17 protein-coding genes and 4 pseudogenes are annotated in these 24,389 nt (G+C 45.2%); 12 read left to right on the forward strand and 9 right to left on the reverse strand.

Annotated features, from left to right (window positions below; genetic code table 11):
• The first annotated feature begins 134 nt into the window (after positions 1 to 134).
• Positions 135 to 758 (forward strand): Uma2 family endonuclease, encoded by a 624-nt coding sequence (locus QUB37_RS06590; RefSeq protein ID WP_333160281.1) that lies wholly within the window; start codon positions 135 to 137, stop codon positions 756 to 758.
• A gap of 606 nt (positions 759 to 1,364) precedes the next feature.
• On the opposite strand, the gene QUB37_RS06595 is transcribed toward QUB37_RS06590, so the two are convergent.
• Complete coding sequence (locus QUB37_RS06595; protein ID WP_333053794.1) at positions 1,365 to 1,766, reverse strand: fasciclin domain-containing protein; 402 nt, start codon at positions 1,764 to 1,766, stop codon at positions 1,365 to 1,367.
• Between the two features lie 423 nt (positions 1,767 to 2,189).
• On the opposite strand from QUB37_RS06595, the gene QUB37_RS06600 reads away from it, so the two are divergent.
• The 10 genes and pseudogenes from QUB37_RS06600 to QUB37_RS06640 all read left to right on the forward strand — a co-directional run bounded on the left by QUB37_RS06600 (position 2,190) and on the right by QUB37_RS06640 (position 14,989).
• Positions 2,190 to 3,227, forward strand: coding sequence for an aldo/keto reductase (locus QUB37_RS06600; protein WP_333160283.1), 1,038 nt, complete (start codon positions 2,190 to 2,192; stop codon positions 3,225 to 3,227).
• 836 nt (positions 3,228 to 4,063) lie between these two features.
• A complete protein-coding gene (locus tag QUB37_RS06605; protein ID WP_333160285.1) occupies positions 4,064 to 5,365 on the forward strand; it encodes a glycosyltransferase family 1 protein in 1,302 nt (433 codons plus the stop codon).
• A gap of 123 nt (positions 5,366 to 5,488) precedes the next feature.
• Complete coding sequence (gene glf, locus QUB37_RS06610) at positions 5,489 to 6,736, forward strand: UDP-galactopyranose mutase (protein WP_333160287.1); 1,248 nt, start codon at positions 5,489 to 5,491, stop codon at positions 6,734 to 6,736.
• 103 nt (positions 6,737 to 6,839) lie between these two features.
• Positions 6,840 to 7,196 (forward strand): STAS domain-containing protein, encoded by a 357-nt coding sequence (locus QUB37_RS06615; RefSeq protein WP_333160288.1) that lies wholly within the window; start codon positions 6,840 to 6,842, stop codon positions 7,194 to 7,196.
• Positions 7,197 to 7,404: 208 nt separating this feature from the next.
• Positions 7,405 to 9,288, forward strand: coding sequence for a glycoside hydrolase family 2 TIM barrel-domain containing protein (locus QUB37_RS06620; RefSeq protein WP_333160290.1), 1,884 nt, complete (start codon positions 7,405 to 7,407; stop codon positions 9,286 to 9,288).
• 158 nt (positions 9,289 to 9,446) lie between these two features.
• Positions 9,447 to 10,595, forward strand: a complete 1,149-nt coding sequence (locus QUB37_RS06625; RefSeq protein ID WP_333160292.1) for a beta-glucosidase — start codon at positions 9,447 to 9,449, stop codon at positions 10,593 to 10,595.
• A 181-nt stretch (positions 10,596 to 10,776) separates the two neighbouring features.
• A pseudogene (locus QUB37_RS06630) lies at positions 10,777 to 11,127 on the forward strand (transposase); the annotation flags it as partial.
• Positions 11,128 to 11,299: 172 nt separating this feature from the next.
• Positions 11,300 to 11,503: a helix-turn-helix domain-containing protein gene (locus QUB37_RS29785; protein ID WP_445251299.1), complete on the forward strand. Its 204-nt coding sequence runs from the start codon at positions 11,300 to 11,302 to the stop codon at positions 11,501 to 11,503.
• Positions 11,504 to 11,700: 197 nt separating this feature from the next.
• A pseudogene (locus tag QUB37_RS06635) lies at positions 11,701 to 12,824 on the forward strand (IS4 family transposase).
• Positions 12,825 to 13,288: 464 nt separating this feature from the next.
• Positions 13,289 to 14,989 carry an ABC-F family ATP-binding cassette domain-containing protein gene (locus QUB37_RS06640; protein WP_333160294.1) on the forward strand — a complete coding sequence of 567 codons (1,701 nt, stop codon included), beginning with the start codon at positions 13,289 to 13,291 and terminating at the stop codon, positions 14,987 to 14,989.
• 51 nt (positions 14,990 to 15,040) lie between these two features.
• Here the strand turns inward: QUB37_RS06640 and QUB37_RS06645 are convergent, their stop codons facing one another.
• Both QUB37_RS06645 and QUB37_RS06650 read right to left on the reverse strand, forming a co-directional pair.
• On the reverse strand, positions 15,041 to 15,469 hold the full coding sequence (locus QUB37_RS06645) for a hypothetical protein (protein WP_333160296.1): 429 nt from the start codon (positions 15,467 to 15,469) through the stop codon (positions 15,041 to 15,043).
• 31 nt (positions 15,470 to 15,500) lie between these two features.
• Positions 15,501 to 16,418 carry a fructosamine kinase family protein gene (locus QUB37_RS06650; RefSeq protein WP_333160298.1) on the reverse strand — a complete coding sequence of 306 codons (918 nt, stop codon included), beginning with the start codon at positions 16,416 to 16,418 and terminating at the stop codon, positions 15,501 to 15,503.
• Between the two features lie 355 nt (positions 16,419 to 16,773).
• On the opposite strand from QUB37_RS06650, the pseudogene QUB37_RS06655 reads away from it, so the two are divergent.
• Positions 16,774 to 17,100, forward strand: a pseudogene (locus QUB37_RS06655) (transposase); the annotation flags it as partial.
• Between the two features lie 14 nt (positions 17,101 to 17,114).
• Here the strand turns inward: QUB37_RS06655 and QUB37_RS06660 are convergent.
• The 6 genes and pseudogenes from QUB37_RS06660 to QUB37_RS06685 all read right to left on the reverse strand — a co-directional run.
• Positions 17,115 to 17,297: pseudogene (locus QUB37_RS06660) on the reverse strand (IS4-like element ISSysp3 family transposase); the annotation flags it as partial.
• 215 nt (positions 17,298 to 17,512) lie between these two features.
• Complete coding sequence (locus tag QUB37_RS06665; RefSeq protein WP_333160300.1) at positions 17,513 to 19,939, reverse strand: bifunctional serine/threonine-protein kinase/ABC transporter substrate-binding protein; 2,427 nt, start codon at positions 19,937 to 19,939, stop codon at positions 17,513 to 17,515.
• 172 nt (positions 19,940 to 20,111) lie between these two features.
• Complete coding sequence (locus QUB37_RS06670) at positions 20,112 to 20,873, reverse strand: ZIP family zinc transporter (protein ID WP_333160302.1); 762 nt, start codon at positions 20,871 to 20,873, stop codon at positions 20,112 to 20,114.
• A gap of 321 nt (positions 20,874 to 21,194) precedes the next feature.
• On the reverse strand, positions 21,195 to 21,947 hold the full coding sequence (locus QUB37_RS06675; protein ID WP_333160304.1) for a hypothetical protein: 753 nt from the start codon (positions 21,945 to 21,947) through the stop codon (positions 21,195 to 21,197).
• Positions 21,948 to 21,964: 17 nt separating this feature from the next.
• Entirely contained in the window at positions 21,965 to 23,290 is a 1,326-nt protein-coding gene (locus tag QUB37_RS06680) for a DUF2254 domain-containing protein (protein ID WP_333160306.1), read from the reverse strand.
• Positions 23,287 to 24,291: a mechanosensitive ion channel family protein gene (locus QUB37_RS06685; protein WP_333160308.1), complete on the reverse strand. Its 1,005-nt coding sequence runs from the start codon at positions 24,289 to 24,291 to the stop codon at positions 23,287 to 23,289. The genes QUB37_RS06680 and QUB37_RS06685 overlap by 4 nt, the downstream gene beginning before the upstream one ends.
• Between the last annotated feature and the right edge of the window lie 98 nt (positions 24,292 to 24,389).

The raw sequence follows: 24,389 nt of genomic DNA on the forward strand, positions 1-24,389 counted from the left end.
CTTTCTGAATTGCTATGATATATAAATTGTCGGGCTAAGTTGAAAGACAAAATCTACCAAGTTCAATAATGTCATTAAATGCGATTGACAGCGATCGCTTGTAAGCTTAGAATCGTTAAAGAGAGGTTTCGAGCATGACAGCTACTATAATTATACCAAAAAAGGCCGACCCAAACTCTGAGCCAGAATTACCGCAAAAATCAGAAAATACAGCAGAAATTTCGCCAGAATTTGAGCCAATAAAAGTCATATCTCTCGAAGAGTTCTTAGTCAAGCCTCCTGATAGAATGGAATGGGTTGACGGCAACTTAGTGGAGAAAACAGGAATAACATTCAAGCATGGTCTCGCTCAATCTAAATTATCTACATCCTGGAGAAATTACAAAAATTCCAGCGAACAGGGAGGAGAAGTTCTTACAGAAGTCCTTTGTCGCACTAGCAAGCAGGGTCGCCGTCCCGATGTTGCTTACATCACTCCTGAACTGCTGCCAGAATCAGGCAATTTTACAGCATTTTCCCAAAGTTTTCCTTTGATAGCGGAAGTTGCTTCCCCGGAAGATAGCGGCGAAGAGTTATTTGCCAAAGCTCAGGAATATTTGGAATCGGGATGTTTAGAAGTTTGGTTGCTATTTCCTGAAGCTAGATTAATATTTGTGAATGCAGGGCAACGTTGGCGGTTGTTTAATGCGGATGAAGTTGTTAACACTCAAAGTGTGCTTGCAGGTTTTAGCGTAGCTGTGAGTGAATTGTTGGCTTGAGGAATGTGTCAAAATAATATATTAAAATTACAAAAATAGCAGTTAAAACAATGGATTTTAATATGATTAACTTTAGGTTGAGACGGGGCTTAATGAGTATATTGGAGCGAACAAACATAATTCAATATCCTATAAAGGTAACTTTGAACTCTTGATAAATTCGCTCGTGTTCCAACTATAAATTTCTGTTATTTCCAATTAACTCAAAGGCGTTTTTCTGGATTTTAAAGAGTGTGCAGCTCAGCTTCATCATAATGGACGAGTAATCAATTTTTCTTAGTCTGTTACCCGTTTAATTTTGCCTACTTATGGCGTTTACTGAAGAACAAAAGCAGCGGTATATCGCTCTTTTGTCACTCTGGGAAGACTATAATCAAGGAAAATCGCTGAAACCTGGTGCCTGATTATGATAGCGCCGAGGGAGTCATTCCTGTAATTGAAGATGATCCTGATTTCCACTTTTCCTCCGCCTGGACAGACAAAAGAGCGATAGTTTTAATTATCGAGCTGCATAAAATATTGAAATCTCAACTATCAATTAAAACAGGGCGGCGGCTAACAACAGCCACCGCCCTCCAGATAGTATTGGGCTATCTAAATCTGTGCTTACGCAGGAAGCAAGACTGAATCAATAATGTGGATGACGCCATTATCAGCAGCAACATCGGCTGTTGTAACGGTAGAATCATTGATTTTGACGCCATTGGAAGCATCAATTTTAACTTCTGAACCTTCCACTGTCTTGGCAGATTTCAGCTTGACCACATCAGCGGCCATAACTTTGCCAGAAACGACATGATAAGTCAAGATTTTTGTCAGCTTAGGAATGTCCTTAAGCAGTGCTTCTACAGTACCTGCGGGAAGCTTAGCAAAAGCTTCGTCAGTAGGCGCGAAAACTGTGAAGGGGCCAGCGCCTTTGAGAGTATCTACTAAACCAGCGGCTTGGACTGCAGCAACTAGGGTAGTAAAAGAGCCTGCCGAAACGGCGGTATCAACGATATCAGCCAAGTGAGTCACCTAGTTTTTGTAATCTATAAATCACTATAACGCTAAAAAGTTAATTTAGCTACATTAATTTTTTATCTGGTTCTGTCTGGTTTTCTGATTATTTAAGATAGCATTTTTTATTCAACTCTTGTCCTAAAATACCTATCTAAAGGTAGATATTTGTTTTTCCGTTTTACTGTATTTTTATTTATTCATGTAATCCTAAATACATTAGTAAGACGATCGCCCCTGCGCGCTGTTTAAACGTAAACGCAGGGGCGAGACAGCATCGCCCCTGCTACGACATTTTGATTGACTTGGCAAAACACTCAACCTTCAGCGCAGCGCTAACACCTTACAAAAACCCGCCACCCCGACTGATGGCAACAGTTTGGGAAATCCCGATTTAAACTGTTAACAACCATTAATTAGGGGAAGAGTGACATGAGATACAAACTACTAGGTCACAGCGGACTTCGCGTTTCCGAAATCTGCCTCGGCACTATGACTTTTGGGGAAGAGTGGGGTTGGGGGAGCTCCTACGACGAAAGCCGTAAAATGTTCGACGCCTTTGCAGAAGCGGGCGGCAATTTCATTGATACCGCGAATCTCTACACCAACGGTACTAGCGAAAAATATGTCGGCGAGTTCATCGCAGCCGATCGCGAAAAATGGGTAGTTGCCACGAAGTATAGCCTCAACATGAAGAATGGCGAAATCAATGGTTTCGGCAACCACCGCAAAAATATGGTGCAAGCAGTAGAAGCAAGTTTGAAGCGATTGCAAGTTGATTACATAGATTTGCTGTGGCTGCACGCTTGGGATTTTACGACACCCGTTGAAGAAGTAATGCGCGCTTTTGACGATTTGGTGCGCGCCGGCAAAGTTCTTTACATAGGCATTTCCGATACGCCGGCTTGGATTATTTCTCAAGCAAATACGATCGCCAATCTTCGCGGTTGGACACCATTTATCGGCTTGCAAATCGAGTATTCTTTAAAAGAGCGAACTCCTGAACGGGACTTGATCCCTATGGCAAAAGCCTTTGATATTGGCGTCACAGCTTGGAGCCCCTTAGCAGCCGGTTTGCTGACAGGAAAATACAACACTTCAGAAACAGCCAGCGAAGCTAAACGGCTGAATTCACCTGAATCGGGAAAAATTAACGAACGAGACCTCAAAATTGCTGACGAAGTTAGCAAAATAGCAGCCGAAATTGGCAAACCTGCTTCTCAAGTAGCCCTAAATTGGCTGATCCAACAACCAGTCGAAGTTATTCCGATTGTGGGTTCGCGCAAACTCTCGCAACTTCAGGAAAATCTCGCTTGTTTGGAGTTTGAATTAACGCCGGATCAAATGCGGCAGTTAGACAAAGTAAGCGCAATTGAATTGGGTTTTCCCCACGATTTCTTAAAGAGTTCGACGGTGCAAGATTTTGCCTTTGGAGGAGGAATCGCCCAAATTGACAGCCGCCGACTGTAAAGTTACTGCTATTTTCTAGCCGCGGGTTTACGTGGATATTTGGCCTTTGATTGCAGATATCGGCGAACGCGGCTTTAGAGGGATGATTGACATTTGTGCTGTGGGCGCGAGGTTAAACTGACGCCCACAGCGCAAATGTCATCACCTTGGTTTCTTGGCATCTACTCGCGCAAAATCTTAGGTTTATCGTTGCGGTTGCCTGGTTTCTTTCGTATTGTTGAGACAGGTGTTCTTCGGTGAGTTTAACCCCACTCTATAAACTGTCAATTGTTAATCTATCGGAAGTCAGAAATGTCGATTAAGTTTCTGTATATTAGGATACAAATTTACCAAATTAGAGATCTGATGAGTTAAAAAAAAGCAAGGTTTGTCAAATCAAAAAGCAACATAAACTTGATGGCAAATTTTCTCTCATCTTCAAATAAAGCAATAAAACTCGCTCTTTTTTCACCCCGTACCTGCCAGTTAAGAGTCATTTTACAAGGTCGATCGGCATTTTAACGGCTTTTGAACCCAGCATGCAAGCTAGGTGTCTCCTGAGATAAAAGTCATCCTTCAGATAGAAGTTAGGGCAGAAAAACTGGGTTACATTTAACAACAATAGCAAGTCTAACAATAATAACTTATCTCTAAGTTTCAATTTTGAAAAAAGCAGATAAGCCTGTTTTTTCCGCAGCTAAACAGTTTCTTTGTTTGGCTCCCTGAATGCGGCGCTTGCTCGTCAATAAAAGTTCTCAGATTTATGCTTTCGACTTTCAGTAAGACAATGCTGAGAAATATATCCTATTGACCAGTTTTAACTGACAAATTTTCATTGACAAATTCCAGAGGCTAATATGTCGCCCCCAGAAAACTCAGTAAACAATAAGTATAGCAATAAAAGTCGAGCATGGGAGATCCGATTTACCTCTATAGATCCAGCCAAATCCCCCTCTCAATTCGCTCCCTCGCCCGCATTGCGCGCCAACTTATCAAAAGCTGATGCTTTAGAGGCACCAGATTTAGTTTGCCTGTCTCATTTGCGGTGGAATTTTGTCTATCAGCGTCCGCAACATCTCTTGAGTCGCTGTGCGAAAAGTCGTCGCGTCTTCTTTGTAGAAGAACCAATTTTGAGCGAAGCTACAGATTGGTGGCTTGATGTCAGCATCCACGAAAGCGGAGTCTGGGTAATAGTACCGCACCTGAACGAAGGAATCAGCGAAGCAACAGCACAAACTGCTCAGCAAGCCATGCTAGATGATTTGTTTCGATCTGCAGAAATTAGCCAGTACATCCTCTGGTATTACACACCAATGGCTGTCAGTTTCACAAACCACTTAAAGCCGCTAGCTGTAGTCTACGACTGCATGGATGAACTGTCAGCATTCAAAGGCGCGCACCCAAATTTAAAAGCCAATGAAAACCAATTATTAAAGCGCGCCAGCGTAGTATTCACCGGGGGACACAACCTTTACGAAGCCAAACAGCACCAGCACCCAAACATTCACGCCTTCCCCAGCAGCATCGAAAAAGAACACTTTGCGACAGCCAGGAATCTTTCACAAGAACCGGCGGATCAAAAAGACATTCCTCACCCGCGTTTGGGATTTTATGGCGTCATAGACGAACGCATGGATATCGAACTGCTGGCGGGCATCGCCCAAGCAAGACCGGACTGGCATTTAGTCATCATTGGCCCGGTGGCGAAAATCGATCCGGCAACTCTGCCAACTAACCCAAATATCCACTATCTCGGCGGCAAATCTTATCAAGAACTGCCAGCTTATCTTGGCGGATGGGATATCGCAATGCTACCTTTTGCGATTAACGAATCGACTAAGTTTATTAGTCCCACAAAAACTCCAGAATACCTCGCTGCCGGCAAACCTGTGATTTCTACTCCTATCCGCGACGTGGTGCGGCCCTACGGAGAAAACGGCTTGGTTCGGATTGCTAGCAATTCTGAAGAATTCGTTGCTTGTGCCCAAGAAATCCTCAGCGAAAGTTCGGACGTTCGCACCAAGTGGCTGAGCGAAGTAGACGCCTTTTTAGCAGACAATTCTTGGGACAATACCTGGAGCGAAATGCTGGGGTTGATCGAAAGTGCGATCGATGATAAAAGGCAGAAAGCCGAAGGCAGGATGAAAGTTTTAAGTTAGGAATGTTGAGGTTGAAGTTAAAGAGTTACACGTTAGGGATTCAAAACTTAACACTCAACACTCCTCGCTGTATGTCCAATTACCAATTATTCCTTACCCTTACCCACAATCAGAGGTGTTTCAATGTTTGACTATTTAATCGTCGGAGCAGGATTTGCAGGTAGCGTCATTGCCGAAAGACTAGCAAATGAAGCCGGAAAAACAGTTCTGATAATTGATACCCGCAACCACATCGGTGGGAACGCATACGATCACTACGACAACCACGGCATCCTCGTACACAAATACGGCCCCCACATTTTTCACACCAATTCGCGCCCAGTTTTCGAGTATCTTTCACGGTTCACCGAGTGGCGGCCCTACGAACACCGCGTCCTCGCCAGCGTTGACGGTCAACTCCTGCCAATTCCGATCAATCTCAACACCGTAAACAAACTTTACGGACTGAATCTCACCTCATTTGAAGTAGAAGATTTCTTCGCGAAAGTAGCAGAACCAAAGGATTACATTCGCACTTCTGAAGATGTAGTTGTCAGCAAAGTGGGTCGCGAACTTTACGAGAAATTCTTCCGCAACTACACCCGCAAACAGTGGGGAATGGACCCGTCGGAACTCGACAACTCAGTGATTGCGCGCGTACCCACTCGCATTAACCGGGACGATCGCTATTTCACCGATACTTATCAAGCAATGCCGCTGCACGGCTACACTCGGATGTTTGAAAAGATGCTTTCTCACCCAAACATCAAGGTGATGCTGAATACCGACTACCGGGAGATTGAGGGTTTTATCCCTTACGGGGAAATGATTTACACCGGGCCGGTCGATTCCTATTTCAATTATTGCTATGGCAAACTTCCTTACCGTTCCTTGGAATTTAAGCACGAAACGCTGAACGTACCTGTACACCAAGAAGCACCGGTGGTAAATTACCCCAACGAGCATTTATATACTCGGTGCACGGAGTTTAAATACCTCACCGGACAAGAGCATCAAAAAACTAGCATTGTCTACGAATATCCCCAAGCTGAGGGAGACCCTTACTACCCGGTTCCGCGTCCTGAAAATGCCGAAATTTACAAGAAATATAAGGCTTTGGCTGATGCAACTCCGGGAGTCTCTTTCGTAGGAAGGCTGGCGACTTACAGGTATTACAACATGGATCAAGTGGTCGCTCAAGCTCTGACAACTTACAAACAAATTACTACCAAGCCGGTGATTGAATTGGTAGAAAATGTTAACGGTTCTGCCTCTAATGTAAGCTCCTCCAATGAAGTTGCCCCTCGCCCAGCAGCAGCTTCTCTAGAAGTCGCTGCTGTCAACAACGGCAACAGCAACGGCAACGGCAACAGCAAATCTGTTAGCAAGTAGCTGGAAGCTGCGAGTTACGGGTAAAAGGTAAGGTGCCCACGGAGCACCTTACTCGGTTTTCATCAAAAGTTATTTAATAATTCAAACAAACATTGAGGTGAAAATGAAGGTTATAGTTAAAATTGTTTTGTCTCATGAGGTTTTGGAAATTTCTCAATCTGCTCAGTTTCAGAAAGAAATACAGCGCCTAATTGAAAGCGGTGGCAAAATTATTATGCTGGATTTCTCAAAAATAAATTTCCTGAAAAATTCCGAGTTAATGGCTGTAGTGGCGATCGTGAAATTAGTTAGAGACAGCGAATGTATACTTTTGCTCTCTGCCATGAGCGAACAAGTTAGAATTCTATTTGAACTCACGGGACTACAGCAAATATTTCATTGTTTGCCGTTTGCCGAAGAATTTTCTCTCAAAAGTGAGCTAACTGAACCGTTAGGAGGTTTGCAAAGTCTTGCTAGCTAGAGCGAGAGGGGGAGAGGTGGAGAGTCAGTGATAGGAAAAATCTTCCTGGTTTTTTCTTCTTTCTTTTGATTAATGAGTTCAGCACAAGAGATCCTTCAGATGAGGCTGTTTTAAGGTGCAGAACTTTTGCAAATTAATCAGCAAAAAACTTGTCAAAGTCGGGGCAATTGTCGCTAACCTATATATATAACTTCAGGTAGATGTGCCGATGAGTTGGTTAGGTAGAGAACTAGAAAATTGCGAGATAGAAGAGTCTGCAACTCTTGATAGTAAGGTGACAGTTCAAGGACGGAAAACAGGTTATCCGCGCCCCCAACTGCGCCGGAGCAACTGGATTTGTCTCAATGGTCAGTGGAGGTTTGCTTACGATGACGCGGGCCACTGCGTGCAGCCGATCGATATTTCTGAGTGGACTCACACTATAGAAGTGCCGTTTGCTCCAGAATCGGCAAAAAGCGGGATCGGCGACACGAATTTTCACGCCAACTGCTGGTATGAACGCGAATTTGACATACCTCACACAGAAGGCAGAGTTCTCCTCCACTTTGGGGCCGTAGACTACCGCGCCCGCGTCTGGGTGAACGGTCAGTTTGTCATCGAACACGAAGGCGGACACACTCCTTTCACTGCCGACATTACAGCAGTTGTGAACTTCAACGGGCCGCAGCGGGTGACAGTCTGGGCCCAGGACGACCCGCAAGGTTTGGAGCAACCGCGCGGCAAGCAAGATTGGCAAATAGAGCCACATAGTATTTGGTATCCGCGCACGACAGGCATTTGGCAGACAGTGTGGGTAGAATTGGTGCCTCACACTTATATCGAGCGCATCCGCTGGACTCCCCAGTTTGAACGCTGGGAAATCGGTTTTGAAGCGTTTGTCGCGGGCGATCGCCAGTCGGGAATCCAGATTAAAGTTAAACTGTCGATCGGCTGTCTGCTGCTGGTCAACGACACCTACGAAGTCCTCAATGGCGAAATCCACCGCCGCATCGCCCTCTCCGACCCTGGTATCGACGACTACCGCAACGAATTGCTGTGGAGTCCCGAAAAACCAACGCTAATTAACGCTCAAGTGCAGTTGTGGGCAGACGGCAAACTACTCGACGAGGTTAAATCTTATACCGCCATGCGGACGGTCAGCATCCAGCGCGATCGCTTCATGCTAAACGGCCGCCCCTACTATTTGCGACTGGTGCTCGACCAAGGTTACTGGCCCGACACCATGATGACTGCCCCCTCCGACGAAGCTTTGCGGCACGATGTCGAATTAGTCAAAGCAATGGGTTTCAACGGCGTCCGCAAGCACCAAAAAATCGAAGACCCCCGATTTTTGTACTGGGCTGACGTGCTCGGGCTCCTAGTTTGGGAAGAAATGCCCAGCGCCTACCGTTTCACTCCCAAAGCCGTGCAACGGCTGACGCGGGAGTGGACGGAAGTCATTGAGCGCGACGGCAGCCACCCCTGTATCGTAGTCTGGGTGCCGTTCAACGAATCCTGGGGAGTTCCGAATTTAGTCGAAGCAGCCGCCCACCGCAACTACGTGCAAGCGCTGTATTTCTTGACCAAAACCCTCGATCCGACTCGCCCCGTCATCGGTAACGACGGCTGGGAAAGCATCGATACCGACATCCTGGCGATTCACGACTACGACAACAACCCGCACACCCTAGCCAAGCGCTACGGGCCTGAAGTCCAGCTAGCGGATTTGTTCGATCGCGGGCGTCCCGGCGGGCGAGTCCTCACCCTCGACGGGCACCCGCACCAAGGACAGCCGATGATGCTGACAGAATTCGGTGGCATCGCCTGCGCCGGTCGCGAAAACCCCGATTTTTACAGGGTTTGGGGCTACGTGCGCGCGTCGGACACCCAGGAACTGCAAAGGCGCTACAGCGCGCTGTTGAAGGTGGTAAACCAAGTGGAAATGTTCAGCGGATTTTGTTACACCCAGTTAACCGATACTTACCAAGAAGCTAACGGTTTGCTGTATGCCGATCGTACTCCCAAGTTTCCCATAGAGGTGATCGCAGCGGCAACTCTCGGCTGGGATATTCCCGAAGAAAGTTCACAGCCGCAAGCTATTACTCAGTGCTAATCGGGCATGGGGCATGGGGCATGGGGCATGGGGGCTCGGTTATTAGTTATTAGTTATTAGTTATTAGTTATTAGTTATTAGTTAATTGCTAACAATTACCAATTTCTAAATTCCTAATACCCAATGCCCAATGCCCCATGCCCCATGCCTAATGCCCAATGCCCAATGACCCATTACCCATTCGATTGATGTTTCAAAGTTTTTTCATGGGCGGATTTGAATGTTCCACCCACAGAGTGCAATCTGGAAAACGCCTCGATGTCACAGCCGCCACCGGTCACGATAAATTTGCAGCAGCCGACTACCAACGCTTGCAGGAACAAGGCATTTATACAGTCCGCGAAGGCCTCCGCTGGCACTTAATTGAACAGACACCCGGAAAATACGATTTTTCCAGTTCCCTGCCAATCATCCGGGCCGCCCGCGACATGAAAATGCAGGTAATTTGGGATTTGTTTCACTACGGCTGGCCAGACGATATTGATATTTTCAGTCCCGAATTTGTGTCCAGGTTTGCAAACATGGTGCGCGCTTTTATGGAAGTGCTAACTGAGGAAACCGACCAAACACCTTTCGTGACACCTGTTAATGAAATTTCATTTATTGCTTGGGCCGGCGGCGATGTCGCCTACATCAATCCGTTTGCCAAAGGGCGGGGAGACGAGCTCAAAATCCAGTTAATCAAAGCTGCGATCGCAGCGATAGAATCAGTTTGGGAAGTCAATCCCCGCACTCGCATCGTTCAAATCGATCCCACAATTAACATTATTGCCGATCCTGACAAACCGGAGGATCGGGACGCAGCGGAAGGTTATCGCTTATCTCAATATCAAGCTTGGGATATGTTGGCTGGACGTTTTCGCCCGGAACTCGGCGGTAAGGAAAAATATCTCGATATTATTGGGGTGAATTATTACGATCGCAATCAGTGGATTCACAATGAAGACCCGATGAAATACACCGATCCGCTGTACCGCCCGTTTCGTGAAATGCTGCAAGAAGTGTTTGAGCGCTACCGCCGCCCTTTATTCATAGCAGAAACAGGCACTGAAGACGATTTTAGACCTGTCTGGTTTAATTATGTGTGCACTGAGGTAATGGCGGCGATGAAAGCAGGAGTTCCGATAGAGGGAATCTGCTTGTATCCGATTGTTAACCATCCGGGTTGGGACGACGATAGGCACTGTTACAATGGTTTGTGGGATTATTGCAATGAATCGGGCGATCGAGAAATTTACCAGCCTTTGGCGGATGAATTGCAGTTTCAAAGGCAGCAGATTGAACCGTTGCTGAAGTTGCAGGATTGATAGCTGCGATCTAATTCTGTAGGGTGCGCTGCGGCGCACCTTAAGCTATTAATCTAATTAGGGCTTGCTGGATAAGTGCAGAAAGGTTACACGGCTTGGTTATGTGATCGCACGATCAAGAAAAGTGTGCAAAATAAACAGGTAAAATAGTACAAAATCTTTGCATCACGAGCCTGCGCTCGTGTACATAAAAGCTGAGCTTGCTTACCCCTCACCCTCCGACTTTGAACTCCCCTCATGTGGAAGGTTGTCACTCCTTAACCGTTGGGTAAAAATGGCCCAACTAATCCCGTGGGATGAATTTGAATCAGAATATGCGGCTAACTTCCCCGTAGAAAAGAGTGCACCCGCCAAATCATTTAGGATGGCATTAGGGGCATTAATTTTTAAATAAAAATTAGGAATTAGCGATCGTCCAATAGTAAAACAAATCCGGGAAAACCCCTATCTACAATACTTTATCGGTCAATCAAGCTACAGCCATGAACTCGCATTTGACCCATCTTTATTAGTGCACTTTCGCCAAAGAATTATAGCAATCCTAAATCATTATCAAGACTATGATGCAATTATATGCAATACTTGATTTGACAATAAAAAAATGAATAACTTACAACTGCAACAAAAAGATAGGGAAATAGAAATAGCTTATGAGAGAATCTTTCATTAAAAGCGATCTCGATGCCAGATAACTAAAACGAGCAATAGCTGTAAGGATGGCGATCTCAGGTAATATTTACCATGAAATTAGCAATATTTTAGGTGTAAGTAATTTTTTTATTGGTTATTGGAAAAAGCAATTTAAAACCAAAGGCATCGCCGGAATCAAACTAGGACATAAAGGGCGAAAAGGGTATTTAACAGCTCGACAAAATACTGAAGTAACCGAGTGGTTAAACAATAAATAATATTATAATTCAATACGGTTCAGTTAAGGCTCAAACCCTGGTAAGTTAGGTATGGTGTCCACAAAAGGAGAGCAAGTTAGCGTGCATCTCAAATAATTCTCACTTTTTATCTCCCAAAATCCCAAGTAAGGAGATATTCAACGCCATAGAGATAGCAATTCCAGCAAGTGCCATCGAACAAGCTATTGCGAAAACAAATGTTGAAGAAAAACGTCATCGCGCCTGCGCCAGCACAACTGGTAGTGTGTCTGGTAATCGCCATGAGCCTGTGGTCAAAAGATTCAATGCGGGATGTCTGAAAAAATTTAATTAATGGTCTTAATGAAGCATGGATAAAAATTGGTAAATATTGGCGGTTTCCATGTAAATCGGCAATTACTCAAGCCAGACAAAGATTAGGAGCAGGCGTGATGAGACAGTTGTTTCATTCATTAGTGCGACCAATGGCTACAGTTGAAACAGTAGGAGCTTTTATCAGCGAAGTCAGGGTCGTAGTGATAGATGGAACCTGCTTAGATATCCCCTCTGCGTGATGAAAATGCTAGGGCTTGTGGTCGTCCAGGAAGCCGTCCGGGTACGATAGCAGCGTTCCCCAAAGCTAGATTAGTCATTTTAGTAGAGGCAGGAACACATTTAATATTTTACGCCTTAATGTGTCCATATAAAATGGGAGAAAGAGTAAGAGCGTTAAAGTTTTTACGCTCTGCAACGGCGGGAATGCTATTGATGTGGGATAGAGGTTTACATTTTTATGCGATGGTAGAAGCCACAGTCAGTAAAGGTTGTGAGTATTGGGGGCGAATTCCATCCCACGTTAAATTCTTAAACGAAACACAATTAGATGATGGTTCATATTTGAGTTGGATTTATCCATCCGGCAATTTAATAAAAAAAGGATTTCAGGCCATAAAGGTAAGAGTAATTGAGTACACAATTGAGAATTACTACAGCCCAGAAGCACAAATTAGATATCGTTTAATTACCAGCTTGTTGGACGCGGAAAATTTTCGAGCCCAGTTCCTTGCCTATGAATATCATCAAGGTTGGGAAGTTGAGAATACGATTGATGAACTGAAAGTATATTTATTAGGACGAAAAACTCATATTCGTTCTCAAAAACCAAAGGAGGGGGTACAAGAAATTTATGGTTTCCTACTAGGGCCCAAGATCGGTAAGGTCATTGATTTTTCAAACGGCAAGCAACTCAAGCATTTCACCCTTGCGTCTTTCTTTTACTGGCAGATTACGAGTTGTTCGTCGTGCGCTCCCAAAATTTCAGGGGTTACAACCACAGGAAATTCCCTTTTTTGGGCTTGGTTGACTTGGGAGATTCTTGATCAAAATATACCGGAAAGAGTTCCGAGAAACAACCCAAGAGTCGTGAAAAACCCTGTCTCAAAGTTTCTGTCTAAACAAGTTAAACACAGAGGTACTGGAATCATAATGAATCCTCCTGATATTTATTGTTTGAAGCATTGCATAGCCTTAACTGAACCGTATTGACTTATAGGGGATTATTGACAGGTTTATTAACTCATAAGATCGGCAGCGATCGCCCCACCCAAATAGTCCTGAATCCACATCGAGGCGAGAAACCGGGTTTCTTCCTATATCTCTAGCCCAGAATCTGCGATTTTTCATAGAAACCCCGTTTCTTCGCGTAACTCCTACCAAATCAAAATCTGGCAATACCCTAAATATAATTAAAATTTGTTAAGATTAACTCGACCTCAGCGCCGGCATCCCATCCGCCGCTAAACCTGCCCTTCCCCAGTCCCCACAACAATGCTGCGACTCGAACACATCAGTAAAATTTACCCCACAGGCGTCGTACTCAAAGATGTCACCTGGGAAGTCAAGCCAGGCGATCGCATCGGCTTAGTAGGCGTTAACGGTGCCGGCAAATCCACCCAACTCAAAATCATCGCCGGCGAAATCGAACCCACCGCAGGCGAAGTTATTCGCCCCGCCAGCTTACACATCGCCTACCTCTCCCAAGAATTTGAAGTAGATCCGACTCGCACCGTCAGAGAAGAATTTTGGCGCGCCTTCAGCGAAGCCAACGATGTCCACGAATCCCTGATGCAAGTGCATCGAGACTTGGAAACCTCCACCCCAGAAAATCTCGACGAACTGATCCACAAAATGGATCGGCTGCAACGGCAATTTGAAGGCTTAAACGGCTACGGTTTAGAAGCCCAAATCGAGAAAATTCTGCCCGAAATCGGATTTGAACCCGAAGACGGCGATCGATTAGTCAGCGCCTTCAGCGGCGGCTGGCAAATGCGGATGAGTTTAGGCAAAATTCTCCTGCAAAAACCCGACATCCTGCTGCTAGACGAACCTACCAACCACCTCGACTTAGAAACCATCGAATGGCTGGAAGTTTACCTGAAAGGGCTGATAACCCCGATGGTAATCGTATCCCATGACCGGGAATTTCTCGATCGGCTTTGCACGCAAATCGTCGAAACCGAACGCGGCGTTTCCACCACCTACCTCGGCAACTACTCCTCCTACCTGCTGCAAAAAGCAGAAGCCAGAGAAGCCCAACTCAGCGCCTACGAAAGCCAGCAAAAAGAACTCGAAAAACAGCAAGCATTCGTAGAAAAATTCCGCGCCAGCGCCACTCGCAGCACCCAAGCCAAAAGTCGCGAGAAACAGTTAGACAAAATCGAACGCATCGAAGCGCCCACCGGCGGATTAAAAACTTTGCATTTCCGCTTTCCCCCCGCACCCCGCAGCGGTCGCGAAGTAGCAATAATTGAAGATTTGGTGCATACCTACGGCGAAAAAATCCTATTTTTGGGAGCCGACTTATTAATTGAAAGGGGCGATCGCATTGCCTTTCTCGGTCCCAACGGCGCGGGCAAATCAACCCTGCTGCGGATGATTATGGGCTTGGAAAAGCCGACTGAAGGTACGGTCAAATTGGGAGGTCACAACGTCATCCCCGGTTACTTTGAACAGAATCAGGCAGAGGCCTTAGATTTGAATAAAACCGTGATGCAAACGATTCACGACGAAGTTCCCGACTGGAAAAATGAAGAAGTTCGGACTTTGTTGGGTCGTTTCTTATTTACGGGCGAAACAGTATTCAAACAGGTTGGCGCTTTAAGCGGGGGAGAAAAAGCTCGCTTAGCTTTGGCAAAAATGCTGTTAACTCCCGTGAATTTGCTGATTTTGGACGAACCGACAAATCACCTCGACATTCCGGCGAAAGAGATGATGGAAGAGGCGATTCAGAATTATGACGGTACCGTAATTATCGTTTCGCACGATCGCTATTTCATCTCCCAAGTCGCCAACAAAATAGTCGAAATCCGGGATGGAGAGTTTCGCCCTTATTTGGGAGATTACCACTACTATCTGGATAAAATTGCTGAAGAAAAAGAGCTAGCCAAGTTAGCCAAACTTGAAGCTGAAAAAGCGGCTAAAAAAGCCGAAAAAGAAGCGAAGAAAAAAGCAACAGCTAAGCAAAAATAAAGTCTCAAAAACCAAGAAATCAGGACACGGCATTGCCGTGTCCCTACAATATTAACGAGCACCTCTACCACCTGACTTCTGCCTAAAAAATGGCTTTTTGGAACTCAGACACTCTTTCAAATCATCATCTAAATCCCTAGGAAATCCATAATCTGCCGTATACTTACTCAACTGATTCCTTTGACCAAACAAAAGAGTTCCTTGATCTTCCTGAAATAGCAATGTACCGCCAAATCCGTTGATTTCGTATAATTCTTGGCTGCTAGTATCTACCGCCACGGAAGCGACAGTAACTCCGTTAGAAGAAAAGCCTTTGAAGCAGATTCTATTTTGTTTCTCAGCAATCTGAATGTATCGAGAACCACCACCATGATAGACACCCACCTGCAAGGGTAAAGCTGCTAAAGACTTTCCAGGCGTAAGGCCTGTCAAAAACAAAATGATAAATCCCAACTTGATGCCGCAGTGCAGGTACTTCATTTATAAATAGAATCCAGATACTATTTAAATTTTAACCCAAGATTCGATTAATCATCTGATTCGCCTGGGATGCATAACTCCCCCCAAATAAATTAAAATGATTCAAAATGTGATATAAATTGTAAAGAATTTTGCGTTTTTCATACCCTAAATCCAACGCCCAAAGCTGATTATATCCTCGATAAAACTCTGCTGGAAACCCACCAAATAACTCCGTCATCGCAATATCAACTTCTCGATCGCCAAAATATGCCGCCGGGTCAAAAATCACCGGTTCCCCCGCAGATGTTACCCCCGCATTCCCCCCCCACAAATCCCCGTGAACCAGCGAAGGTTGCGGTTCGTGGCCTGCTAACAACTCAGGAATTACCTCTAATAAACGTTCCCCTTGCGGAAAATGACCGCCCCGACGCTTAGCCAATTTTAACTGATAACCAATCCGATGTTCTGCCCAAAATTCTGCCCAATTTGCCGTCCAATTATTAATTTGCACCGTTGAGCCGATCGTATTATTAATATCCCAACCAAAACATCCCCTTAGCAAGGTTGAGTTCGCCTTTTCTCCCCCCCTTAGCAACGGGGGGTTGGGGGGAGTGTATTTGTGCATTTCGGCGAGTTTTCGCCCCATTTCTTCCCAAGCTCGATCGTCCCCGCGACTTCTCAAATCCAGCCATTCCAGCACAATATAAGCTGAATTCCCCTCAGTTCCCCAGCAAATCGGCTCAGGTACTCGAATCGTCTGGGTTTCCCCCATTTGCTGCAAACCCAGCGCTTCTGCTTCAAACACCGCGACTTGGGAAGCTTGATTGATTTTCACGAAGTAAGTGCGGGAACTGCTGCTGATAGAATAGCCTTGATTGATGCAGCCACCGCTGACGGAACGGCGATTGTCGATCGAAAATGTTTCTCCGGTTGTTTCACAGATGTGCGCGGCAATTTTGTCCCACATAGCATAAAACCGTGTTGAGGGTTGAGGGCGATCGGAATTACTTTAACAGGTATGGCAACTTAATCAGCAAAAACAACAAAGCCCCTATCTGAATATCAGAAAGAGGCTGTGTATTGTCAAATAGAAGAGACTGTTGGCGATTGGAGTTTAGACGAAGCAGGTCAAAAAGTACGATCGCTGTGAGACTAGCGAACAGTTCTCAAGAACGGCAACGGTTGCTGGCGATCAGCTATCAGGTTCAACAATAAGATAGATGCCAGCGACCGTTGACGTTTTCGGAGACTTGCAATTTGAAAAAAAAACTGCCTGCGATAGTTTCAACAGACAGCATCAGGGTAGAAGATTGGGCGTTGCAGGTAATCAAGCCTCAGAATTTGCTGAAAAAAAAGCGAAAATAGTGATTATTCTTGATAATGTTAGTTTTCACAAGAAAGAAGAGTACCTAAAAATAATTGAAACAGAAATGCCTAACCTTCATTGAGAATTCCTCCCCGAATACAGCCCCGACTATAACTTAATTGAATTAGTATGGCATTCGGTAAAAGAATATATTGCCAATAGACTTTTTACATCTATTGAAGAGCTAGAGTATTTATTACACCGCCTCTTAAATGAAGGGCAATTAATAATTAAATATGGTCGCACAATCAAAAACAAGGGTAATGTTTGTATCACAGTTTAAATGTGCAACAGCTTATCACTGATGGCTAATATGTGCCGTCCTTCTATATTTTTTTGGCAATGCCTCGATAGGCTTTGCACTAATTCCGATACGGTCACATTTTCATTCTCCAAAAAACGATAGTATCCTAGTTATTCAGCTCGATTTCGGCTGATTTGACGAATATTTACCGATTGATGCTGGCAAGAAAGCTTCATATAATGCCGCCCCCTTTTTACCAGCCTTGGGTCTCCAAAGGCTGTTCCTTCGAGGAGGGAGGCGTGAATTAGTATAGGATTGTCCACGGTTTATACCTCTCTCAAAACATGAGCCTAGTTTACTTTGACTTGTGTGTACACGGTAGCCCCTTGATAAGGGGAGGGTTGGGGTGGGGTAAAAAGTTTACGACTCCTGCAAGGATTGCTATATCAATTCAATCGCACTTTAAACCTGCATCTGCGGCTGTGGGAAATTCGTTCGGCACAAATGTAACTCCAAACTGTTCTCTAGAACACGGCACAATATGCGCCACTCGTTTAGGAGGGTTTTTCCGATTTCCAGTCTTTGAGTCAAACTCTATTATACCCGTGGCTCCCTCGGCTTTAAAGTTGGGATCGGCTAAGGTTTTTTGCATTCCTTCGCGGCTGGGTTCTGGCTGCAGTTCTAGGGCTTTAATCAGCGTCCGGGCGGCATCGTAGGTTAAAGCCGATCGAGTATTGACCGGACCTCCCCACAATTTTTCAGCATTGTGCGGAAATTTTTTGTCAAAACTTATTAACGGATGCCAAAACACAGATATGCCCAGTTTTTCAACAGACTTTAGCTCTTTTGCGACTTCTAATGTTCTCGGCTCGTACAGAGTCCAGGGCCCGACAATCCAATTGCGATCGCCATTAGCTTTAATCATTTCGATCGCATTTTCCAGGGAATTAGTGACTTGACCGTCGGGAATGACAAGTAAGGCTGTTTTTCCTGCTTTCTCAACTTCTTTGATTGCTGCTTCGGCCTTAAAATTATTTTTAGATAAGTCGTAATAATTACTGATTCTAAAAGTCGCGCCTCCTTTTGCTTCAAATTGCTTTTTGAACTCTTCCCATAAAGAAGCGCTGAACGGACTGTTGGGATTGTAAAATACTGCGGCTTTTTTCTCACCGACCCCTAGCAGTTGATTTACTAAAGCTTCAGCTTCTATGCTAGTTGTCGGAGCCGTCCGAAAGAAAAATTTTCGAGGTTTTCGCGTCAGTTCTTCTGTGGTGCTTCCCGGAGAAATGGCGACGAGTTGATTTCGATTGTAAATATCTACTGTTTCCACAGTCATGTCGCTGGTGTAGTGTCCGATAACTGCTAGAATATCGGGCTGAGCGACCAGATAATTAGCCCTTTGAACGGCGTAGGATTTGATATTGCCATCATCAGCAATGATGACTTTGAGACCTTTTCCTTTAATAGCTTTTGGTTCGAGAAAGCCTTGACCGGGAAAATCTTTATTGTTCTCATTTGCAGCCAGAAGACCTAAATTAACTTCGGTTTGAGCTTGAGCAATGCCACGAAGCAGTTCTTCTGCTAAATTTGCGTTGAGGATGCTGCCGTCCTGATTGCGACGGATAGGGACAACAATTGCGATCGTGTAATATTCTGCATTTATTGCCTTCAGCAAAGCATTGTTGATGTAAATTAAAGTTTCGGGATCTCTGCGGTCTTCCCGCCAGGACTGTTTGAGCAATTTTAAAGCTTCGCGATAATTTGAGTCGGCAAACTCATTGATTCCCCTTTGTTTTGACCACAAGGCGGAGGTTTGCACGAGGAGTTTTTCGCCGGAACTTACACCATCTGCGGAGGGTGTAGCCAGCGTTGGTTGCGGGGAAATTCTGGGGATTAGCGGGGAAATTCTGGGGATTAAAAGTACGATCGCCCCAAAAGCCGCAATTCCCGCAAAGCTGAACAGCAGCCAGCGCCAGCTTGATCGCAACTTCCGCGAAGTTTTGGGTAACTCGCGCCCTGGGACGATCGACAAATCCAAGTCTTGCAAAACTTCCTCCACAGATTGGTAGCGGTCTTGAAAGTGGAAACGCACCATCTGGGTTAAAATATTTTTGAGGTTGTCGCTAACTTGTACTGCAGGGCGATCGGGCATCGAGTAATCCCAAATAATTTCACAAGTTTCGGGGTCTTGTGGCAGATTGGTGGGACGCCGCCCCGTGAGGGCTTGAATCGCGATGATTCCTACGGCATAAATATCATTGTAGGGTTGCGGGGTAGACCGCGGGTTGTATTGTTCGGCAGGCATATAACCGCTGGTGCCGATCGCCTGCGAGGTGAAGATTTCACCAGTAGAGTTAGAGGTAAAAGTGCTGATTTCTTTGACAGCCCCAAAATCAATTAAAACAATTTTTTTATCTGTTTCGCGCCGAATTAAATTAGAAGGTGTAATATCGCGGTGAATAATCTTTTCTGGGTGGACAGATTTTAATATTTCCAGAACTTCCCGTAACAAAGCAAGAGTTTTTTTCTCATTCCACCCATCGCCCGCAGTGAGTTCTTGACTAAGCGGATGTCCTTCAATATATTCTTGAACTAAGTAAAAATAATCGTTTTCTTCAAAGCTATCGAATAATTCGGGAATGCGCGAGTTTTTGCCGAGACGGCGCAAAGCGCTAGCCTCCCTTTCAAATCGCTTCCTTGCCCTGTCCAAGACGCGCGGATCGTTCGATGGGGGAAAAGGAATTTCCTTAACAACGCACAGAGGATTATTAGGTTTGTTTATTTGTACAGCCGTGTAGGTTCTAGCAAACCCTCCCTCTCCCAACAAAGCGAGAATTTCGTACCTTTCATCCAGGATATGCCCTAACTTGACACACATAAATCTTCCAACACCTCTTTACAGGCTGCGGCATTTCATGTTAATTATAAACTTTTTTATGTCCAGATACAGCTTGGCAACATATCAAATTCCTCTGTGTCTATATCCAAAACACTATAACTCTCAGCAATTACCAATTCTCTATTAGTTAAGACTGAGGACTAATTATCAATTATCTTTCTGCTAACTTGCTGAGTACAAAAGCAGCTAAAAATCCGCAGACAGTAATTAGTCCAGCAAAATCGTGAGTTTCCTCGAATGCTTCGGGAATCATAGTATCTGAGATCATTGCTAAAATACCCCCTGCTGCTACGGCGGTTGTTGCGGCTATTACTTCCGAAGAAAAGTGGCTGAAAACCGCATATCCTAACAATGCTGCGATACCGGAAATAACTGCGATCGCGCCCCAAACTCCAAAAACGTAACCCATCGATCTCCCTGCTTTTTTCATACCGGCGGCGCTAGAGAGTCCTTCGGGAATGTTGGAGAGGAAAATTGCCGTTACTGTCACCCAACTAACAGCGCCTCCAGAAATCATGCTGACACCAACGACGATCGACTCCGGTATCCCGTCTAACAGGGCGCCGAGGGCGATGGCTAATCCGCCATCACCTGACTCTTTTTTAGCTGGGTGCAAAGCGCCCGATCGCTTGCGGTGTTTTGCTCCCTGCTGATTCAAAAACCAATTGGCGGCTGTGTAGACAGCAGCGCCCCCCAAAAAGCCGATCGCCGTAGAGTCGAAACCGCCGCGCTTGTAAGCTTCATCCATCAGTTCAAAGGATAGCGCTGAAATCAGCACACCAGCGCCAAAAGCCATAATTGTTGCGATCGCGCGCTGAGGAATGTTCACAAAGTAACCCACCGCCGCTCCCAGTAGCAGCGCCGAACCCCCCACTAAACCCCAAAATCCTGCCTGCAACCACACTGGAAACATCAGCCCTACCTCAGAGGAAAATTTTTTATGCCCGCCTACAAATTATATAGAGCAATCCTAAATCATTTGTGAATTTCTTACTCCCTCCCCTTGATAAGGGGAGGGTTGGGGTGGGGTAAAAAGTTTACGACTCCTGCAAGGATTGCTATATAGGACTTACGCATGGGCGCCAGAAACCGGGTTGTTTACCTAATTCACTAAGTACATTACTCATAGTTAGAGTCGCTAGTGCTCCCATCAACATTAACTTTTTTACCCCAGGATTCGATGGATTCCTTCTAATGGTTTTGACCTCCAACGTTTTGGCTTTATTTGATTCCTCTACAAAGCCAATAAAAGAGCCGTGTAAATTCCAGCACCAAGAGCAAATGCCCAAAACCGACTTTCTCGTTCTTCGGGCAATTCTTCTTTGAGGACGTTGAGAACAATTCCTCCGGCTAAAAAAGCAAATAAAACTGCGATCGCAGTTTTTCCAATTTCAGTAGCGCTACCCAACACCCACCCCACAATAATAGCTGCTGCTAGTATCCAGCGTCCGATGCGCTCATAAATATGCTTGTGGTGTTGCCGCAAACCAGAGTCGTTCACTGCAAAGTGCAGTGCCATTGCACAAGAAAACAACAGCAGATTGGTAATGCCCGGTTCTTCCCGATGCAGCAGCAGATAACCAATCAGAGCGTTGTAGATTGAAAAAGAGCCAATGTGCAACCAAAAAACACCAAGACTGGTCACATCCTCTTCGCCACGGTGACGAGATAAATTTGCCATTCGCTCCACGCCGTAAAATACAGTCAATCCTAACAAAGCTATTAAATAAACGTGGTGTTCTAGATAAGAAATAACTCCTGCTTCTACTTGCTCTAATACCGCTTGGTGCTGATTTAGTTCCGGTAAAATATGCACAAAAACATAAGCTACCGAAACCCCACTTGCTGCTGAAAGCCAGCGACTGCGAGGAATAGGATCAAACCGCAACTTGCCGCAAAATAAATGTGTCAGCGCTAAACCAATGGCAATCAGCGCGGTTAAAGCTAAAGTATTAGGAGCAGGTCGTAAAGCTGCTGTTATTACCATAATTATGGTCAAGCAAATTAATCCTCGCCTAAAGCTTTAATGACTTGGTAATACTTCTCTTGGACATCTTTCTGGTCTTGCTCCGGAGAGATTTGTTCGCGGCTAGTATTTAAAATCATCTCCGCCTGACGGCGTAAAGCTTTTCGTTGTTTTGAATTGCGGGTGTAAGTGGCGATGCAAGCTATAGCTTCCAATAAGCGAATTGTTACCGCCACATCTGATTTACTGTACTGGCGAATTTGGTTAAAGGCAGTATCGACTAACCCTTCAAAGGTCACTCCTTCAACAATGACGCGCAAATTATCTTCATCGTCGTAGCGATAGGGCGAGGGAAAATCCCTTTGAGCGAGGCGGGATAATCCGGCGCTGAGTCGATCTATACACCGAATCGCAGTAAACGGATCGTTGATACCAGGAGAAATCGCACGCAAGGCAATTTCAACTAATTGATCGATTGGAAATTCTACATCTTGATATTCAGTCCGTTCTTTGCCCAGAATAAAAGCATCGTTAATCTGTTGTTTCAGGCTTTGATTCACCTGTTTTTCCGGGAAAACCATCGCTACATCGCTGCCCTTGACGATAAACTTTCCCGGTCGAGTTGTAAGACGTACAAGCAGATTGTACTGACGGGCAATTTTCATTAATTCGTTGTCATCGATTGCTTGCAAATAACCCTCGCCAGTGGCTTTGATTGGACTTGCTTCCGAGTCAAAATTTGCAGGAATTTCTCCCACTTGTCGCGAGTTGTTCGCTTTACCTTGTCCGATTTTATCGGGAAACAGACGATCTAGAGCTTTGTCTAAATCGCCACTAACCTGAGTAATTACATGGGAGGCTTGAATAATGGTTGATGCGTGATGGATAAAGTAAATCAGTACGCCGATACTGGCAATTGCCAATCCGGTACCAACTGTAACCGAGAGTTGGGGTACAAAGAGGCTGTATCCTTCTCCTTCTGCATGAATGGTTCGCAGTACCAGTAAACAGTAAATAAACGTGCCAATGAAAGTGCCAAGCACGATTTGATTGCCCGTATCCTGCATAAAATTACGCAGCAATCGGGGACCAAAATTTGAACTCGCCAACTGAAGCGCCACAATAGTAATGGAAAAAGCTGTAGCAACAACGCTGATCATTGAACCGGCAACCGATGAAAGAACCGATCGCGCACCATCAGTTCCACCCGTGTAAATCCACCTCCAGTTTGGTATATTACCCCTGCGGTCAAGTGTCAGCATGGCGATCGCTAAAATCATCGACCCCAGCGCCATCAACGTTGGGATAAACCAGTAGCTAGAGTGCAGCGAGTCCCAAATTTTGCTTAACTTGACATTTTTCATGAGTTGGGGTGGCGTGAAGATTGTCCGTTGCCATCTTGTTGCGCTCGCTGTTCAATTAGCTGTCGCAGAGAACCGCTGATGCTGCGCGGTTTGGGAACTTCGCCATTACCAGCGGGCCATCCTTCGCGCTGACGTTTGCGATCGCCATCCGTCTCTTCGGTTTGGTCGTGAAACAAAATTTGCTGCGTAGGAAAGGGCAAGTCGATGCCATTGGCAGTCAGCTTTTCCTTAATCGCAAAAAGTACCTTGTCCCGCGATCGCAGATCGTCCATTCTTCGCGGCGGAGCAATCCACCATCGAGCGCGGATATTGACGCTACTTCCTGCAAGTTCCATCAGCAACACGTCAGGAGCAGGGTCTTTCAAAACCTCTTCCACACTGTGCAGGGCTTCCATCATTAACTGCTTGGCTCGCTGAATATCATCGCCGTAGCCGATACCAACGTCGTATTCCATCCGGCGTTTATCAAAGGCGGTATTCACAGTAACAGAATTAATGAACAATTCCGCATTGGGAATTACAATCCGGCGACCATCATAGGTTCGGATTGTTGTAGCGCGAGTTTCAATACTTTCTACGGTTCCCTCAAAGTTTTTAAACACAATCTGGTCATCGATTTGGAACGGTTCCGTCAAAAGAATTAAGATACCAGCTAGGAAGTTTTGTAAGATATCGCGAAAGGCAAAACCAATCGCTACCCCGCTAATTCCCAGCAGTTGCACCAAATCGCCTGCTCTAAATGTGGGAATTACAATCGACAAGGCAATAAACAGACCAATCAGAACAGTAATACCCTGCGCTAACCTTCCCAACACCAGTCCCAAATTCCGGGATTGGCGGTGGTTGCGGGTAAGCCGCCTGACCGCTCTCTTAATTGACCTGCCAACAAAGAAAAAGATTCCAAAAACAATTAACGCTAGTATCATATTAGGCAGCAGGACAATGAAGCCATTGATCATGCTCTCAATCTTGTCCCAGACTGCGGATATTTCTGCTGTCATACAACTTCCTCTTGCATCAGTCATTATTGATAGTATTAAAATTAGCCACGTCAAACTCTATCTTAAGGCTGTAGATTACTTTAACGTGAGGCTAATTT

It is taken from the genome of Microcoleus sp. AT3-A2, assembly GCF_036705685.1.
GTDB lineage: Bacteria > Cyanobacteriota > Cyanobacteriia > Cyanobacteriales > Microcoleaceae > Microcoleus.

Excerpts from the sequence above, each read along its gene's own strand:
- QUB37_RS06590 (WP_333160281.1), top strand. The coding sequence starts at position 135 with ATGACAGCTACTATAATTATACCAAAAAAGGCCGACCCAAACTCTGAG.
- QUB37_RS06650 (WP_333160298.1), bottom strand. The coding sequence starts at position 16,418 with ATGTGGGACAAAATTGCCGCGCACATCTGTGAAACAACCGGAGAAACA.
- QUB37_RS06670 (WP_333160302.1), bottom strand. The coding sequence starts at position 20,873 with ATGTTTCCAGTGTGGTTGCAGGCAGGATTTTGGGGTTTAGTGGGGGGT.
- QUB37_RS06620 (WP_333160290.1), top strand. The coding sequence starts at position 7,405 with ATGAGTTGGTTAGGTAGAGAACTAGAAAATTGCGAGATAGAAGAGTCT.
- QUB37_RS06625 (WP_333160292.1), top strand. The coding sequence starts at position 9,447 with ATGCCCAATGACCCATTACCCATTCGATTGATGTTTCAAAGTTTTTTC.
- QUB37_RS06640 (WP_333160294.1), top strand. The coding sequence starts at position 13,289 with ATGCTGCGACTCGAACACATCAGTAAAATTTACCCCACAGGCGTCGTA.
- QUB37_RS06615 (WP_333160288.1), top strand. The coding sequence starts at position 6,840 with ATGAAGGTTATAGTTAAAATTGTTTTGTCTCATGAGGTTTTGGAAATT.
- glf (WP_333160287.1), top strand. The coding sequence starts at position 5,489 with ATGTTTGACTATTTAATCGTCGGAGCAGGATTTGCAGGTAGCGTCATT.
- QUB37_RS06605 (WP_333160285.1), top strand. The coding sequence starts at position 4,064 with ATGTCGCCCCCAGAAAACTCAGTAAACAATAAGTATAGCAATAAAAGT.
- QUB37_RS06645 (WP_333160296.1), bottom strand. The coding sequence starts at position 15,469 with ATGAAGTACCTGCACTGCGGCATCAAGTTGGGATTTATCATTTTGTTT.
- QUB37_RS06600 (WP_333160283.1), top strand. The coding sequence starts at position 2,190 with ATGAGATACAAACTACTAGGTCACAGCGGACTTCGCGTTTCCGAAATC.
- QUB37_RS06675 (WP_333160304.1), bottom strand. The coding sequence starts at position 21,947 with ATGGTAATAACAGCAGCTTTACGACCTGCTCCTAATACTTTAGCTTTA.
- QUB37_RS06665 (WP_333160300.1), bottom strand. The coding sequence starts at position 19,939 with ATGTGTGTCAAGTTAGGGCATATCCTGGATGAAAGGTACGAAATTCTC.
- QUB37_RS06685 (WP_333160308.1), bottom strand. The coding sequence starts at position 24,291 with ATGACAGCAGAAATATCCGCAGTCTGGGACAAGATTGAGAGCATGATC.
- QUB37_RS06680 (WP_333160306.1), bottom strand. The coding sequence starts at position 23,290 with ATGAAAAATGTCAAGTTAAGCAAAATTTGGGACTCGCTGCACTCTAGC.